The organism is Streptomyces lomondensis, from assembly GCF_014651035.1.
In the GTDB taxonomy this organism is placed as follows: domain Bacteria; phylum Actinomycetota; class Actinomycetes; order Streptomycetales; family Streptomycetaceae; genus Streptomyces; species Streptomyces lomondensis.
Window position 1 is genome coordinate 219,619 of sequence record NZ_BMWC01000004.1, and the last position, 15,844, is coordinate 235,462.

The 15,844-nt window shown below is 72.0% G+C and carries 12 protein-coding genes; 5 read left to right on the forward strand and 7 right to left on the reverse strand.

All coding sequences use genetic code 11. From position 1 onward, the window contains the following. Positions 1-2: 2 nt before the first annotated feature. Positions 3-2,516: a DEAD/DEAH box helicase gene (locus tag IE255_RS16210; protein WP_190050967.1), complete on the reverse strand. Its 2,514-nt coding sequence runs from the start codon at positions 2,514-2,516 to the stop codon at positions 3-5. A 146-nt stretch (positions 2,517-2,662) separates the two neighbouring features. On the opposite strand from IE255_RS16210, the gene IE255_RS16215 reads away from it, so the two are divergent. Beyond that, entirely contained in the window at positions 2,663-3,457 is a 795-nt protein-coding gene (locus IE255_RS16215; protein ID WP_190050968.1) for a metal-dependent hydrolase, read from the forward strand. 20 nt (positions 3,458-3,477) lie between these two features. Here IE255_RS16215 and IE255_RS16220 read toward each other — a convergent pair whose 3' ends face one another. The 4 genes from IE255_RS16220 to IE255_RS16235 form a co-directional block, all read right to left on the reverse strand. Further along, on the reverse strand, positions 3,478-3,723 hold the full coding sequence (locus IE255_RS16220) for a type B 50S ribosomal protein L31 (protein ID WP_010040933.1): 246 nt from the start codon (positions 3,721-3,723) through the stop codon (positions 3,478-3,480). A 35-nt stretch (positions 3,724-3,758) separates the two neighbouring features. Continuing rightward, positions 3,759-4,229 carry a DUF5709 domain-containing protein gene (locus tag IE255_RS16225; protein WP_190050969.1) on the reverse strand — a complete coding sequence of 157 codons (471 nt, stop codon included), beginning with the start codon at positions 4,227-4,229 and terminating at the stop codon, positions 3,759-3,761. A 205-nt stretch (positions 4,230-4,434) separates the two neighbouring features. Further along, positions 4,435-6,216 carry an ABC transporter ATP-binding protein gene (locus tag IE255_RS16230; RefSeq protein ID WP_190050970.1) on the reverse strand — a complete coding sequence of 594 codons (1,782 nt, stop codon included), beginning with the start codon at positions 6,214-6,216 and terminating at the stop codon, positions 4,435-4,437. Beyond that, the gene (locus IE255_RS16235) at positions 6,213-8,018 is read right to left on the reverse strand and encodes an ABC transporter ATP-binding protein (RefSeq protein ID WP_190050971.1); all 1,806 of its coding nucleotides are present in this window, start codon (positions 8,016-8,018) and stop codon (positions 6,213-6,215) included. Before IE255_RS16235 ends, IE255_RS16230 begins: the two co-directional genes overlap by 4 nt. A 199-nt stretch (positions 8,019-8,217) precedes the next feature. Here IE255_RS16235 and IE255_RS16240 point away from each other — a divergent pair, with 199 nt between their 5' ends. Continuing rightward, on the forward strand, positions 8,218-9,813 hold the full coding sequence (locus IE255_RS16240) for a peptide-N4-asparagine amidase (RefSeq protein ID WP_190050972.1): 1,596 nt from the start codon (positions 8,218-8,220) through the stop codon (positions 9,811-9,813). Positions 9,814-9,990: 177 nt separating this feature from the next. Continuing rightward, positions 9,991-11,403 carry a cation:dicarboxylate symporter family transporter gene (locus IE255_RS16245; protein ID WP_190050973.1) on the forward strand — a complete coding sequence of 471 codons (1,413 nt, stop codon included), beginning with the start codon at positions 9,991-9,993 and terminating at the stop codon, positions 11,401-11,403. 43 nt (positions 11,404-11,446) lie between these two features. On the opposite strand, the gene IE255_RS16250 is transcribed toward IE255_RS16245, so the two are convergent. Further along, on the reverse strand, positions 11,447-11,896 hold the full coding sequence (locus IE255_RS16250) for a MarR family winged helix-turn-helix transcriptional regulator (protein WP_190050974.1): 450 nt from the start codon (positions 11,894-11,896) through the stop codon (positions 11,447-11,449). An 88-nt stretch (positions 11,897-11,984) separates the two neighbouring features. Between IE255_RS16250 and IE255_RS16255 the strand changes: the two genes are divergently transcribed. Together IE255_RS16255 and mltG are read left to right on the forward strand one after the other, a co-directional pair. Next, complete coding sequence (locus IE255_RS16255) at positions 11,985-13,787, forward strand: ABC transporter ATP-binding protein (RefSeq protein ID WP_190050975.1); 1,803 nt, start codon at positions 11,985-11,987, stop codon at positions 13,785-13,787. Between the two features lie 43 nt (positions 13,788-13,830). Continuing rightward, on the forward strand, positions 13,831-14,670 hold the full coding sequence (gene mltG, locus IE255_RS16260) for an endolytic transglycosylase MltG (RefSeq protein WP_190050976.1): 840 nt from the start codon (positions 13,831-13,833) through the stop codon (positions 14,668-14,670). Between the two features lie 52 nt (positions 14,671-14,722). Here the strand turns inward: mltG and IE255_RS16265 are convergent, their stop codons facing one another. Then, positions 14,723-15,838: an NAD(P)-binding domain-containing protein gene (locus tag IE255_RS16265; RefSeq protein ID WP_190050977.1), complete on the reverse strand. Its 1,116-nt coding sequence runs from the start codon at positions 15,836-15,838 to the stop codon at positions 14,723-14,725. Between the last annotated feature and the right edge of the window lie 6 nt (positions 15,839-15,844).

Below are 15,844 nucleotides of genomic sequence, written 5' to 3' on the forward strand. Positions count from 1 at the left end.
GCTCAGAGCTGGCCGACGTCGGTGACGCGGACGACCGCGCGGCCCTCCGCGTCCGAGGCGGTGAGGTCGACCTCCGCGCTGATGCCCCAGTCGTGGTCGCCGTTCGGGTCGTGGAAGATCTGCCGGACCCGCCACAGGGCGTTCTCCGGCTCCTCCTCGATGATCAGCAGCTTGGGGCCGCGGGCGTCGGGGCCGGTGCCGAGGTCGTCGTACTCGTCCCAGTACTTGTCCATCGCCTCGCCCCACGCCTCGGCGTCCCAGCCGGACTCGGCGTCCATCTCGCCCAGTTCCCCGACCTGGTCGAGGGCGGCCAGTTCGACGCGGCGGAACATGGCGTTGCGCACCAGGACGCGGAAGGCACGGGCGTTGGCGGTGACCGGCTTGACCTCGTCGGCCTTCTCCTGGGCCTCCTCGGCGGTCATCTCCTCCGGGTTGGCCAGCTGCTCCCACTCGTCCAGCAGGCTGGAGTCCACCTGGCGCACCATCTCGCCCAGCCACTCGATCAGGTCCTGGAGGTCCTCGGACTTGAGGTCGTCCGGGACGGTGTGGTCGAGGGCCTTGTAGGCGCTGGCGAGGTAGCGCAGCACGATGCCCTCGGTGCGCGCCAGCTCGTAGTGGGACACCAACTCGGTGAAGGACAGTGCCCGTTCGTACATGTCCCGGATGACCGACTTCGGCGACAGCGGGTGGTCGCCGACCCAGGGGTGGCTCTTGCGGTACGTGTTGTACGCGTGGAAGAGCAGCTCCTCCAGGGGCTTCGGGTACGTGATGTCCTGGAGGCGCTCCATGCGCTCCTCGTACTCGACGCCGTCCGCCTTCATCGCGGCCACGGCCTCGCCCCGCGCCTTGTTCTGCTGGGCGGCGAGGATCTGCCGCGGGTCGTCGAGCGTGGACTCCACGACGGACACCATGTCGAGCGCGTACGACGGCGACTCGGGGTCGAGCAGTTCGAACGCGGCGAGCGCGAACGTGGACAGCGGCTGGTTGAGCGCGAAGTCCTGCTGGAGATCGACCGTGAGGCGGACGATACGGCCCTCGGCGTCCGGCCGGTCGAGCTTCTCGACGATGCCGCCGTCCAGCAGCGAGCGGTAGATCGCGATGGCCCGGCGGATGTGCCGCAGCTGCTGCTTGCGCGGCTCGTGGTTGTCCTCCAGCAGGCGGCGCATCGCCTCGAAGGCGTTGCCCGGCCGGGCGATCACCGACAGCAGCATCGTGTGCGTCACCCGGAACCGGGAGGTCAGCGGCTCCGGTTCGGAGGCGATGAGCTTCTCGAAGGTCTGCTCCGACCAGGCGACGAAGCCCTCCGGGGCCTTCTTGCGGACGACCTTGCGGCGCTTCTTCGGATCGTCACCGGCCTTGGCGAGCGCCTTCTCGTTCTCGACGACGTGCTCGGGCGCCTGCGCGACGACGAAGCCCTCCGTGTCGTAGCCGGCCCGCCCGGCGCGGCCCGCGATCTGGTGGAACTCCCGGGCGCGCAGGGTGCGGACGCGCGTGCCGTCGTACTTGGTGAGGGCCGTGAACAGCACCGTGCGGATGGGCACGTTGACGCCCACGCCGAGCGTGTCCGTGCCGCAGATGACCTTCAGCAGACCGGCCTGCGCCAGCTTCTCCACCAGGCGGCGGTACTTGGGCAGCATGCCGGCGTGGTGGACGCCGATGCCGTGCCGGACGTAGCGGGAGAGGTTGCGGCCGAACTTGGTGGTGAAGCGGAAGTTGCCGATCAGCTCGGCGATCTGCTCCTTCTCCTCCTTCGAGCACATGTTGATGCTCATCAGCGCCTGCGCCCGCTCCACGGCCTGCGCCTGCGTGAAGTGCACGATGTAGACGGGCGCTTGCCGGGCTGCCAGCAGGTCGGTCAGCGTCTCCGTGAGCGGCGTGTAGCGGTACTCGTAGGACAGCGGCACCGGGCGGGTCGCCGAGCGGACCACCGCTGTTGGGCGGCCGGTGCGGCGGGTGAGGTCCTTCTCGAAGAAGGAGACGTCGCCGAGCGTCGCCGACATCAGCACGAACTGCGCCTGCGGCAGCTCCAGGATCGGGATCTGCCAGGCCCAGCCGCGGTCGCCCTCCGCGTAGAAGTGGAACTCGTCCATCACGACCTGGCCGACGTCCGCGTGCCTGCCGTCGCGCAGCGCGATCGACGCGAGGACCTCGGCGGTGCAGCAGATCACGGGGGCGTCGGCGTTGACCGACGCGTCGCCGGTGAGCATGCCGACGTTCTCCGTGCCGAAGATCTTGCACAGCTCGAAGAACTTCTCCGACACCAGGGCCTTGATCGGCGCCGTGTAGAAGGTGACCTCGTCCCGGGCCAGGGCGGCGAAGTGCGCGCCCGCCGCGATCATGCTCTTGCCGGAGCCGGTGGGCGTCGACACGATCACGTTCGCGCCGGAGACCACCTCGATCAGCGCCTCCTCCTGGTGGGGGTAGAGCGTGAGACCCCGCTCACCGGCCCACGACTCGAAGGCTTCGTACAAGGCGTCGGGGTCGGGGGTCCGCGGCAGCTGATCGATGAGGGTCACGCCCCCCATCTTGCCTGGCCTCTCGCCCGATGCGGGAATCGGCTGCGGGCCCGAAGATCGCGAACGCTACGCTGTGTCGCCGACGGGACGTCAGCGCGCCCGGTCAACTGGACAGCGGCACACGAGGAATGGGGCGGGCAGCGGCCATGATGGGACCAGCACACTCACTGTCGGGCGCCGCCGCCTGGCTCGGCGTCGGGGCCGCGGCCGCCGCGGCCGGGTACCCGATGCCCTGGCCGGTCCTCCTCGTCGGCGCCCTGATCTGCGCCGGAGCCGCCCTCGCCCCGGACCTCGACCACAAGGCGGCCACCATCTCCCGGTCCTTCGGACCGCTGTCGCGCTGGCTGTGCGAGGTCGTCGACAAGCTGTCGTACGCCGTCTACAAGGCGACGAAGAAGCAGGGCGACCCGCGCCGCTCCGGCGGGCACCGCACGCTCACGCACACCTGGCTGTGGGCGGTCCTGATCGGTGCGGCCACCTCCGTCGCGGCGATCACCAGTGACCGGTGGGGGGTTCTCGCGATCCTCTTCGTGCACCTGGTGCTGGCCATCGAGGGCCTGCTGTGGCGGGCGACCCGCGGCTCCAGCGCCGACGTCCTGGTCTGGCTGCTGGCCGCGACCACCGCGTGGATCCTCGCGGGCATCCTGGACAAGCCGGGCAACGGCGCGGACTGGCTGTTCACGGCGCCGGGCCAGGAGTACCTGTGGCTGGGGCTGCCGGTCGTGCTGGGCGCGATCGTGCACGACATCGGGGACGCGCTGACCGTCTCCGGCTGCCCGATCCTGTGGCCCATTCCCGTCGGCCGCAAGCGCTGGTACCCGGTCGGGCCGCCGAAGGCCATGCGGTTCCGGGCGGGCAGCTGGGTCGAGCTCCGGGTGCTGATGCCGGCGTTCATGCTGCTCGGCGGGGTGGGCTGCGCGGCGGCGCTCAACGTCATCTGAGCGCGACCCGACAAGGGGTCTCAGCCGCCGCCGTACCGCCGCTCGAACGCCGCGACCCGGCCCTCCGAGTCCACCGTGCGGGCCTTGCCCGTGTAGAAGGGGTGGCTCTCCGAGGAGATCTCCACGTCCACGACCGGGTAGGTCTCGCCGTCGTCCCACTCGATGGTCTGGTCGCTGGTCGCGGTGGACCGGGTGAGGAACGCGTACCCGGCGGCCCGGTCGCGGAAGACGACGGGGTGGTAGTCGGGGTGCTTGTCCTGCTGCATGGATGCTCCTCGGACGGCTCGGATCGGTTCTGCGATCAGCCGGACAGGGTGTCCTCGTCGACGATGTGCACGGCGGCCTCCTCGGCCGACGCGGCCCCGCCGTCGATGCCCACGTCCATGGCGACCAGCGCGGCCTCCTCGTCCTCGTGCGCGCCCTCGTCGGGTGCCACCAGGCGGCCGGAGCGGGCGGCGCCGACCTCGTTGTCCAGGAGTTCCCCGTCCGTGCCCTGGCAGTCCCCGAGACCGTCACCGTCCGGGGCGACAGGATCCGGCAGCTCCTCGCTGAGCCGCTGGTCCAGCGTCTCGCCCCGCAGCCGCTCGGCCGCCGTCACGCCGAGGTGCTCGACGGCCCAGGGCCGCTCGGGAGGGGACCAGCCCCGGTCCAGGGGATCGTCGACGCCGTCGTACTCCAGGGTGTCCTCGGCGTCGAGCACCCCCGTGTCCTCCCTCTGCTCGTCTTGGTCCGGCTGGTAGACGTCGTCTCCCCAGCCGTCGGAGCTGTTCACGGGTACCTCCAGGGGGTGGAGCCGGGCCCGTTGTCACGAGGCCCGCGCCGGGCCGCCGCCGCACGGAGCACTGGCGCCGCCCGTCGCCGAACCGCGTGGTTGCCGGGCGTTCCCCGAGCCGGTGCCTGACTCCAGCCTTCCACCGAGCCTCGGCACCGCGCAACGCCAAGGCCGCTCGGGGCACCTGCCCCTGCCCCCGGCCCCCTCACCCGTGCCAGGACCTCCACAACGCCGCATACGCCCCGTCCGCCGCGACCAGCTCCTCATGGCTGCCCAGCTCGCTGATCCGGCCGTTCTCGACGACGGCGATGACGTCCGCGTCATGGGCGGTGTGCAGGCGGTGGGCGATGGCGACGACGGTGCGGCCGTCGAGGACCCGGGCCAGGGAGCGTTCCAGGTGGCGGGCGGCGCGCGGGTCGAGCAGGGACGTCGCCTCGTCCAGGACCAGCGTGTGCGGGTCGGCCAGCACCAGGCGGGCGAGTGCGATCTGCTGCGCCTGCGCCGGGGTGAGGGCCACACCGCCCGAGCCGACCTCCGTGTCCAGGCCGTCGTCGAGCGCCCGGGCCCAGCCGTCCGCGTCGACCGCGCCCAGCGCCGCCCACAGCTCGGCGTCGCCGGCACCCGTCCGGGCGAGCAGGAGGTTGTCGCGCAGGGACCCCACGAAGACGTGGTGCTCCTGGTTGACGAGGGCCACGTGCGCGCGGACGCGCTCGGCGGGCATCCGGGACAGCTCGGCGCTGCCCAGGGTGATCCGGCCGTCCCGGGGCGCGTAGATCCCGGCGAGCAGCCGGCCCAGCGTGGACTTGCCCGCCCCCGAGGGGCCGACCAGGGCCAGCCGCGTGCCGGGGGCGACCTCCAGGGACACCTTGCGCAGGACGTCCACGCCCTCCAGATAGCCGAAGTGCACCCGGTCTGCGTGCACATGACGCCCGTCGGGGGCCAGCTCGGCGTCCCCCTGGTCCGGCTCGATGTCCCGGACCCCGACGAGCCGGGCCAGCGACACCTGCGCGACCTGGAGCTCGTCGTACCAGCGCAGGATCATGCCCACCGGGTCGACCAGCATCTGGGCGATCAGCGCACCGGTCGTGAGCTGGCCCACGTCGATCCACCCGCGCAGGGCGAACACGCCGCCGATCATCAGGACCGAGGCGAGCACGGTCACGTGGGTGACGTTGATGACCGGGAAGAGCACCGACCGCAGCCACATCGTGTACCGCTCCCAGGCCGTCCACTCACGGATCCGCTGCTCCGACAGCGCGACGCGGCGGTCGCCGAGGCGGTGGGCCTCGACGGTGCGCCCGGCGTCCACCGTCTCGGCGAGCGCGGCGGCCACGGCGGCGTACCCGGCCGACTCCGAGCGGTACGCGGAGGGCGCCCGCCGGAAGTACCAGCGGCAGCCGACGATCAGCAGCGGCAGGGCGAGCAGCACGGCGAGCGCCAGCGGCGGCGCCGTCACCACCAGCCCGCCCATCAGCAGGACCACCCACACCACACCGATCGACAGCTGCGGCACGGCCTCGCGCATGGCGTTGCCCAGCCGGTCGATGTCCGTCGTGATCCGGGACAGCAGGTCGCCGGTCCCGGCCCGCTCCAGCACGCCGGGCGGCAGCCCGACCGACCGGACGAGGAAGTCCTCGCGCAGGTCGGCCAGCATCCGCTCGCCCAGCATCGCGCCGCGCAGCCGCACCTGCCGGACGAACACGGCCTGGACGGCCAGCGCGGCCACGAAGAGCCCCGCGGTGAGTTCCAGCCGCAGCTCCCGCGCCCCGTCGGAGACCCGCTCCACGAGCCCTCCGAGCAGCCACGGACCGGCCATCGAGGCGATGACGGCCGCCGTGTTGACGGCGACCAGCAGCAGGAACGCCCGGCGGTGCCGCCGCAGCAGTTCGGCCACGTAGGCGCGGACGGTCGCGGGGGCGCCGACCGGCAGCGTGTTCGCCGTCGTCGGGGCCGCCGGGTCGTACGCCGGTGGCGCCACGCCGATCATGCCTTCTCCTCGATCTCTTCCAGTTCTTGCAGGACGTCCGTCAGGGCGACGGAACCGCTCAGCGCGGCCTCGTCGTCGGTCTCGCGGGTGACCACCGCCCGGTAGCGGGGCTCGGTGTGCACGAGTTCGCGGTGCGTGCCGACCGCCGCGACCTCGCCCTCATGCAGGAACACGACCCGGTCGGACCGGTCCAGCAGCAGCGGGGAGGAGGTGAACACCACGGTCGTGCGCCCCGCGCGCAACTCCCGCACGCCCTCGGCGATCCGGGCCTCGGTGTGCGAGTCGACGGCCGAGGTCGGCTCGTCCAGGACCAGCACCCCCGGGTCCGTGATCAGCGACCGGGCGAGCGCGAGCCGCTGCCGCTGGCCGCCGGACAGGGACCGGCCGCGCTCGGTGATCCGCGCGTCCATGGGGTCGGCGGCGTCCAGCGACCCCTGCACCAGCGCCGCCAGTACGTCGTCGCACTGCGCGGCCGCCAGCGCCTCGTGCGGCTCCACGTCGCCCGACGCGGGGACGTCGAGCAGCTCGCGCAGCGTGCCCGACAACAGCACCGGGTCCTTGTCCTGCACGAGGACGGCCGTACGGGCGCTGTCCAGCGGGAGTTCGTCGAGCGGCACGCCGCCCAGCAGCACCGAGGTGCCCTCCTGCGACGGATGCCCGCCCAGCCGTTCCGCCAGCCGGCCCGCCGCGTCCGGGTCGCCGCACACCACGGCGGTCAGCCGCCCGGCGGGCGCGAGCAGCCCGGTCTCCGGGTCGTACAGGTCACCGCTCGGGAGGTCCGCCGCGCGCGATCCGGCGGTGTCCGTGGCCCGCTCCAGCGCCAGCACGCCCGCGGCCCGCTTGGCGGACGGCCGGGAGAAGGAGTACGCCATGGCGATCTCCTCGAAGTGCCGCAGCGGATAGGTGAGGACCATGACCGAGCTGTAGACGGTGACCAGTTCGCCGACGGTGATCCGGCCCTGGCGCGCCAGGTGCACGCCGTACCAGACGACGGCGATGAGCAGCAGTCCGGGCAGCAGGACCTGGATCGCGGTGATCAGGGACCACATCCGGGCGCTGCGCACGGCCGCGTGCCGGACCTCCTGGGAGGCGCGCCGGTAGCGGTCGAGGAACAGCTCCTCACCGCCGATGCCGCGCAGCACGCGCAGCCCGGCGACGGTGTCCGAGGCGAGTTCGGTGGCGCGTCCGGCCTTCTCGCGCTGGACGTCGGCGCGCCGGGTGGCGCGGGGGAGCAGCGGCAGCACGGCGAGCGCCAGCACGGGCAGGCCCACGGCGACGACCACGCCCAGCGCGGGCTGGTAGACGAGCAGCCCGGCGCAGACCAGCACGACGGTGACCACGGCCGCGGTGAACCGGGACAGGGCCTCGACGAACCAGCCGATCTTCTCCACGTCACCCGTGGACACCGCCACCACTTCACCGGCCGCGACGCGCCGGGTCAGCGCCGAGCCCAACTGGGCGGCCTTGCGGGCGAGGAGCTGCTGCACGCGGGCCGCCGCCGTGATCCAGTTGGTGACGGCGGTGCGGTGCAGGAAGGTGTCGCCGACCGCGTTGCCGACGCACGCCAGCGCCAGCAGGCCGCCCGCCAGGGCGAGTCGCGAGCCGGAGCGGTCGACGACGGCCTGCACGGCGACACCGACGCAGAACGGCAGCGCGGCGACGGAGGCGAAGTGCAGCAGCCCCCAGGCCAGCGACTTGAGCTGCCCGCCCAGCTGATTCCGGAAGAGCCACCAGAGGAATCGGGGACCCGATCGCGCGTCCGGCACGCCCGGGTCGGGGTACGGAAGGTCTTGAATCTGCATGACGTCCCAGTGGCTCGTGTCAGGGGGATGGGGTCGGGGGCGGCGGCAACAAACCGTGACAGGTTCGCGTCGTCGCGTGGTCGGGGGCAACAGGTTTTCCGCCCACCGAACGGAACCGGCCGACACGGGTGGGAACAGGGCCGCCTCGGCTTGCCGGTGCTCATTGCGGTGGCGGCGGACTCCCCGTAGAACACCGCCCATGAAGAGACGGATCGTCATGTCCATGCTTGCGGGAGCGACCCTCCTGGCGAGCACCCTCCTCGGCACCGGTCCCGCCCGGGCGGCCGACGTCCCCGCCGAGTTCGGCACCGACTGGCACGACCCGGTCACGGCCGCCCCGCCCGTCGAGCGGCCGTCCGGAAAGTCCTGCGAAGTCACCGTCGCCCAGGCGCAGTTCCGCGACTTCACCCCGTACCGCGGCACGTACACCCCGCCCGCGGGCTGCGGCGACCGCTGGAGCAAGGTGGTGCTGCGGCTCGACGGCAAGGTCAAGGGCCGCCAGTACGACCGGCTCGGCTATCTGCACGTCGGCGGGGTGGAGATCTTCCGCACGTCGACGCCGCAGCCCTCGCCGGACGGCATCGAGTGGTCCGTGGAGAAGGACGTCACGCGCTACAGCGACACCTTCCGCGCGAGCCGGGACGTCGAGATGCTCATCGGCAACGTCGTGGACGACACCTACACGGGCGTCCTCGACGTCAAGGTCACGCTGACGTTCTATCAGGGCCGCCCCGACGGCGGGATCCCTGACCAGGTCCTCACCCTCGACGGCGACTCGGCCCTCACCACCCCGCGCAACAGTGAGCGCATCGTCGCCGAGGTGTACGCCACCGGCTCCGGCGGCGGCTGCGAGGAGTACTGGTACCTCACGGTGCCCGATCCGGCGCCGTACTCCTGCAAGGCCGGCCAGGGCCCCTACCGCGAGGTGCAGATCCGCGTGGACGGCCGCCTCGCGGGCATCGCCACGCCGTTCCCGACCGTGTGGACCGGGGGCTGGTCCAACCCGTTCCTCTGGTACGTGGTCCCGGGTCCGCGCGCCTTCGACATCAAGCCCATCACCTACGACCTCACCCCCTTCGCCGGGATCCTCAACGACGGCCGCCCGCACCGCGTCGAGGTCTCGGTCGTCGGCGTGCCCGAGGGGCAGACCGGCTGGAGCACGCCCGTGAACGTCCTCGTCTGGCAGGACGAGCGGCGCGCCCGGGTCACGGGCGAACTCACCGTGCACAAGGTGGGCGATCTGGCCAACTCCTCTGTATACGAGCCCGGTTCGGAGCACCGGGTGGACACCGAGGGCGCCCACCGGCTGACCGTCGCCGGATACGTCGACACCTCGCACGGCCGCGTCACGACCACCGTCGGCCGCTCGCTCGCCCACACCTCCGAGCACCGCTGGACGGACGGCGAGACGAGCGACGGGCTGAAGGCCGCCTGGACCGACGAGGAGTCGGTGACCGTCGACGGCCCCGGACCGGCCCGCACCACGCGCACGCACCGGACCTACACGATGGACGGCACGACCACGCTCGGCGCGGGCGACCGGCTGCGCACGGTCCTGACCCTCGGCGACCGCGCGACGGCCGTCGAACTGCGCGGCGGCCGGCGCACGGCGTGGTCCCGCCTCGACGACACCTACACGGGCGACGCCACCTACACGGCCAACGTCCCGCGCGACCAGCGGCACGCGGTCGGCACCACGAGCGAGCGCTACCGGCTGTACGGCTCGCACGGCTGTTACGACCGCACGCTGACCACCGTGCAGGGGGTGCTCACGGAGGATCGCCGCCGGTGCTGAAGTGAGCAGTGGGGCTCGTGTGATGTGCGTCACTTAAGGCGCTTTTACATGGCTGAAACGTTGCGGTCTTGCGCGCGATCAAGACAGCCTCCACAGTGATCGGTCACGGAAGCCGCTTTCCGTATCGCAGAAGTCCCCTCCGGCTTCTGTGTGTGTCCCGTTCTCCAAGGAGGCCCCGTGCCACCGTCCGTACCGTCCCTGCCGCGACGCGTCGCACGCACCCTGCGTACCTCACTCTTCGCGCAGGTCCTCTGCGCGCTCGTCCTCGGCATCGTCGTCGGGAAGCTGTGGCCGGAAACGGCCACGGCCTTCCAGCCGCTCGGCGACGGTTTCACCCGGCTCATCAAGACGGTGATCTCACCGCTGGTGTTCTGCGTGGTCGTCGTCGGCATCGCCAAGGCCGGTGACCTGAAGGCGTTCGGCCGGATCGGGGTCAAGGCCCTGATCTGGTTCGAGGTCGCCTCCACGGCCGCCCTGGTCATCGGCCTCGTCGCCGCCAACGTCGTCGGCCCCGGCAAGGGCATGAACGTCGACCCGTCCTCGCTGGACGCCGCCGCGGTGAACGAGACGACGGGCGGTGGCCAGCTGCCCTCGACGACCGAGTTCGTCCTGAACGCGCTGCCGCAGAGCTTCGTCGGGGCCTTCGCCGAGAACGAACTGCTCCAGGTCCTCATCCTGGCCTGCCTCGTGGGCGCCGCCCTGCTCCACCTCGGGCACACCAAGGTGCCCAAGATCCTGCCCGCCATCGAGCAGGCCCAGGAGATCATCTTCGCGGTCGTCGGCTTCGTCATGCGGCTCGCCCCGCTGGCGGTGTTCGGCGCGATGGCCCACCTGGTCGGCAACTACGGGCTGGGCGTGATGAAGACGTACGCCAAGCTCATCGTGCTCTGCTACGTCGCGGCGGCGCTGTTCATCGTGCTGCTCGCCGTCGCCCTGCGGCTGGTGACCGGGCTCAGCCTGTGGAAGTTCCTGCGCTACATCCGCGAGGAGATGCTGCTCGCGCTCGGCACCGCCTCCACCGAGTCCGTCATGCCGCGCGTGATGCAGAAGCTGCGCCGGGCGGGTGCCCGCGACGACGCCGTGGGCCTGGTGCTGCCCACCGGTTACTCGTTCAACCTCGACGGCGCCTCGCTCTACCTGTCCATCGGCACGCTGTTCATCGCCCAGGCGGTGGGGGTGGACCTGAGCCTCGGGCAGCAGGTCACGGTCGTCCTGGTCCTCATGCTGACCAGCAAGGGCATGGCAGGCATCCCCGGCTCGGCGTTCCTCGCCCTGGCCGCGACCGCCTCGTCCCTGGGCGCGATCCCGGCCGGAGCGGTCGCCCTGCTGCTCGGCGTGGACCGCATCATGGACTCGATGCGGGTCGTCACGAACCTGCTGGGCAACTGCGTGGCCGTGTTCGCGGTGTCCCGCTGGGAGGGGGCGCTGGACATCGCCCGGGCGAAGAAGACGCTCGACGGCGAGGAGACGGACCCGCCGGAAGACGGCGACGAGGGTGAGGCCCGGGCGGTCGAGCCGACGACGGCCGAGACCCCGGCGCCCGGCATCCCCGCCCAGAAGCCCAAGGAACCCGCCCCAGAGGCCGGTTGATCCGAACCCGACGGGCCGCGGCCCGTTTCGGTGTCCGGGGATGTCAGCAGGACCGCACCGGTGTTCCGTCGATCAGCGTGTTCAACAGCCCCCCGAGCGCCTCGCGCTGCTCCTCCGTCAGCGGCGCGAGGATCTCCTCGGCGGCCGACCTGCGCGCCGCCCGCAGCTCGCGCAGCGCGCCCCGGCCGTCGTCCGTCAGCTCGATGCGGATCACCCGCCGGTTCGCCGGATCCGGGACCCGCCGCACCTTGCCGCTCGCCTCCAGCCCGTCGACCAGGGTCGTCACCGCCCGCGGCACCACCTCCAGGCGCTCGGCCAGATCGGCCATGCGCGGGGGCGAGCCCCAGTGCGCGAGAGTGCGCAGCAGCCGGGACTGGGCCGGGGTGATGCCGAGCTCGCGCTGCTCCAGATGGCGCTTCTGGATGCGCTGCACCCGGCGGGTGAGCCGCAGCAACTGCTCGGCGAGCAGGCCGTCGGAGTCGGGGGTGGTCATGCGGGAACAATATCAGGATGCCGTTCATTGTGAGTATAGGTAACAATGAGCTACGATCCGATCCGCCGCATCGCCCTCGAAGGAGCCCATGCATCCCGATCACGAAGCCCCCTGGACGCCACCCGCCGGAGCGCAGGAACAGCCCCGGCAGGTCCGCCGCATCCTCCGGCTCTTCCGCCCCTACCGGGGCCGCCTCGCGGTCGTCGGCCTGCTGGTCGGCGCCTCGTCGCTGGTCTCGGTCGCCACGCCCTTCCTGCTGAAGGAGATCCTCGACGTCGCGATCCCCCAGGGGCGCACGGGCCTGCTCAGCCTGCTCGCCCTCGGCATGATCCTCAGCGCCGTCCTCACCAGCGTCTTCGGCGTGCTGCAGACCCTGATCTCCACGACGGTCGGCCAGCGCGTCATGCACGACCTGCGCACCGCCGTCTACGGCCGCCTGCAGCGCATGTCCCTCGCCTTCTTCACGCGCACGCGCACGGGCGAGGTGCAGTCCCGCATCGCCAACGACATCGGCGGCATGCAGGCCACCGTCACCTCCACCGCGACCTCGCTCGTCTCCAACGCCACCAGCGTGATCGCCACGGTCGTCGCGATGCTCGCCCTCGACTGGCGCCTGACGGTCGTCTCGCTGCTGCTGCTCCCGGTGTTCGTGTGGATCAGCCGCCGCGTCGGCAACGAACGGCGGAAGATCACCACCCAGCGCCAGAAGCAGATGGCCGCCATGGCCGCCACGGTCACCGAGTCGCTCTCCGTCAGCGGCATCCTGCTCGGCCGCACGATGGGCCGCTCCGACTCGCTGACGAAGTCCTTCGCCGACGAGTCCGAGGAACTCGTCGACCTGGAGGTCCGGTCGAACATGGCCGGCCGGTGGCGCATGGCCGTCATCACGATCGTCATGGCCGCCCTGCCCGCCGTCATCTACTGGACCGCCGGCATGGCCCTCCAACTGGGCGGCCCCGCGGTCTCCATCGGCACGATCGTCGCGTTCGTCTCGCTCCAGCAGGGCCTGTTCCGCCCGGCCGTGAGCCTGCTGTCGACCGGCGTGCAGATCCAGACCTCGCTCGCCCTCTTCCAGCGCATCTTCGAGTACCTCGACCTGCCGGTCGACATCACCGAACGCGCGGACCCGGTCCGTCTCGACCGGGTCAAGGGCGAGGTCCGCTTCGAGAACGTCTCCTTCGGCTACGACGACCAGGGCGGCCCCGTCCTCGACGGCATCGACCTCACCGTCCCGGCCGGCGGCAGCCTCGCCATCGTCGGACCCACCGGCGCCGGCAAGTCCACGCTCGGCTACCTCGTGCCCCGGCTGTACGACGTCACCGGCGGCCGCGTCACCCTCGACGGGGTCGACGTCCGCGACCTCGACTTCGACACCCTGGCCCGCGCGGTCGGCGTCGTCTCGCAGGAGACGTACCTCTTCCACGCCACGGTCGCCGAGAACCTCCGCTTCGCCAAGCCCGACGCCACCGACGAGGAACTGCACGAGGCCGCGAAGGCCGCCCAGATCCACGACCACATCGCCGCCCTGCCCGACGGCTACGACACCGTCGTCGGCGAGCGCGGCCACCGCTTCTCCGGCGGCGAGAAGCAGCGCCTGGCCATCGCCCGCACCATCCTGCGCGACCCGCCGGTCCTCATCCTCGACGAGGCCACGAGCGCCCTGGACACCCGGACCGAGGCCGCCGTCCAGGACGCGATCGACGCGCTGTCGGCGAACCGCACCACACTGACCATCGCCCACCGGCTCTCCACCGTCCGGGGCGCCGACCAGATCGTGGTCCTCGACGCGGGCCGCGCGGTCGAACGCGGCACGCACGAGGAACTGCTCGGGCGGGACGGCCGGTACGCGGCGCTCGTACGCCGGGACGCCCAACTGGAACCGACAAGATGAAAATATGCCGGGTTTATGACGATATGCGGGTTACCGTGCCCGCATGCAGAAGAACACTCCGCCACGGAGCACGATTCGACTGACGCGCCGGGGCCGTATCGCCCTCGTCGCGACCGGAGCCGTCGTGGTCGGTACCGCCGTGGCGGTGCCGCTGCTGACCCTGGCTCCCGAGGAGGACGGCCGGCCCACGACCCTGGTGATCCCCGAGGGCTGGCGCGCGAGCCAGGTCTACGCCGCCGTCGACAAGGCCCTCGCCCTGCCCGCCGGCAGCACGAAGAAGGCCCTCGCCAAGGCCGCCCTGAAACTGCCGAACGACGCCGAGGGCAACCCGGAGGGGTATCTCTTCCCGGCGACCTATCCCCTCCAGGAGAAGGCCACGCCGGAGAAGCTCCTGGCGCTGATGGTCGACACGGCGAACGAGAAGTTCAACGGCGCGCCCATCGCCGCGGGGGCGCAGCGCAACGCCATGAACGTCTACCAGGCCGTCACCATCGCGAGCATCGTCCAGGCGGAGGCGGCCACCCGCGCCGACATGGGCAAGGTGGCCCGGGTGATCTTCAACCGCCTGGAGCGCGGCATGCCGCTCCAGATGGACTCCACCCTCAACTACGCGCTGAACCGCTCCACGCTCCGCACGACGGCGAGCGACACGCGGATCGACAGCCCCTACAACTCGTACCAGCGCATGGGCCTGCCGCCCACGCCCATCGACAATCCTGGCGAGGAGGCGATGCGCGCCGCCGTCAACCCGCCCCCGGGCGACTGGCTGTACTTCGTCACGGTCAGACCGGGCGACACCCGCTTCACCGCGGACTACCGCGAACACACCCGCAACGTCGCGGAGTTCAACGCCCACCAGAAGAGCAGGGGGGAGCGCCCCTGAGGGGCGCGGGGAACCGCGCGACCGGCCGCGGCCGACCCGCAGCCGACGTGCGCTACGCCGCGGCCGGCTCCCGTTCCAGCAACCGCCTGATGTCGCGGACGGCCGCCCGCCCCGCGCGGTTCGCGCCGATCGTGCTGGCCGACGGGCCGTAGCCGACGAGGTGGACGCGGGGGTCGGCGGCCGCGTGCGTGCCCTCCATACGGATGCCGCCGCCCGGGCCGCGCAGCCGCAGCGGGGCCAGGTGGTCGATGGCGGCGCGGAAGCCGGTGGCCCAGAGGATGACGTCGGCGTCGACGTGCCGGCCGTCCGCCCAGTCCACCCCCGTGGGCGTGATGCGGTCGAACATCGGCTGCCGGTCGAGGACGCCGTCCTCGATGCCCCGCCGGATCGCGTCGTTGAGCGGCAGCCCGGTGACCGAGACCACACTGCGGGGCGGCAGCCCCTGCCGGACCCGTTCCTCGACGAGCGCGACGGCCGCCCGGCCCGCGTCCTCGTCGAAGGGCCCCTCACGGAAGACGGGCGGGCGCCGCGTCACCCACGTGGTGGCCGCGGCGTACGCGGCGATCTCCAGCAGGTGCTGCGTGCCGGAGGCGCCGCCGCCCACCGCCACGACCCGCTGCCCGGCGAACTCCTCGGGCCCGGGGTACTGCGCGGTGTGCAACTGCCGTCCCCGGAAGGTCTCCTGGCCCGGATAGCGCGGCCAGAACGGCCGGTCCCAGGTGCCGGTCGCGTTGATCAGCGCCCGCGTCGACCACACGCCGTCCGAGGTCTCCACCAGCAGCCGCCCTCCCCCAAGGACTCCGACAGGCTCCGTCCAGGGGGGACCCCCATGCCCCTCGCGCACGGCCCGGACGTCGACGGGCCGCCGCACCCGCAGGTCGAAGGTCCGCTCGTACCGGTCGAAGTACGCGCTGATCACCTCGGCCGACGGCCGCGCCGGGTCCGCGTCCGTCAGCTCCATCCCCGGCAGCGCGTGCATCCCGTGCACCTTGCCGTACGTCAGCGACGGCCAGCGGAACTGCCAGGCGCCGCCGGGCCCGGGGGAGTGGTCCAGCACGACGAAGTCGCGGTCCGGCTGGAAACCGGATCGCCGCAGGTGATAGGCGCCGGCCAGACCGGCCTGACCAGCGCCTATGACGACTACCTCGACCTCGCGTGTGTTGTTCACGCTTCT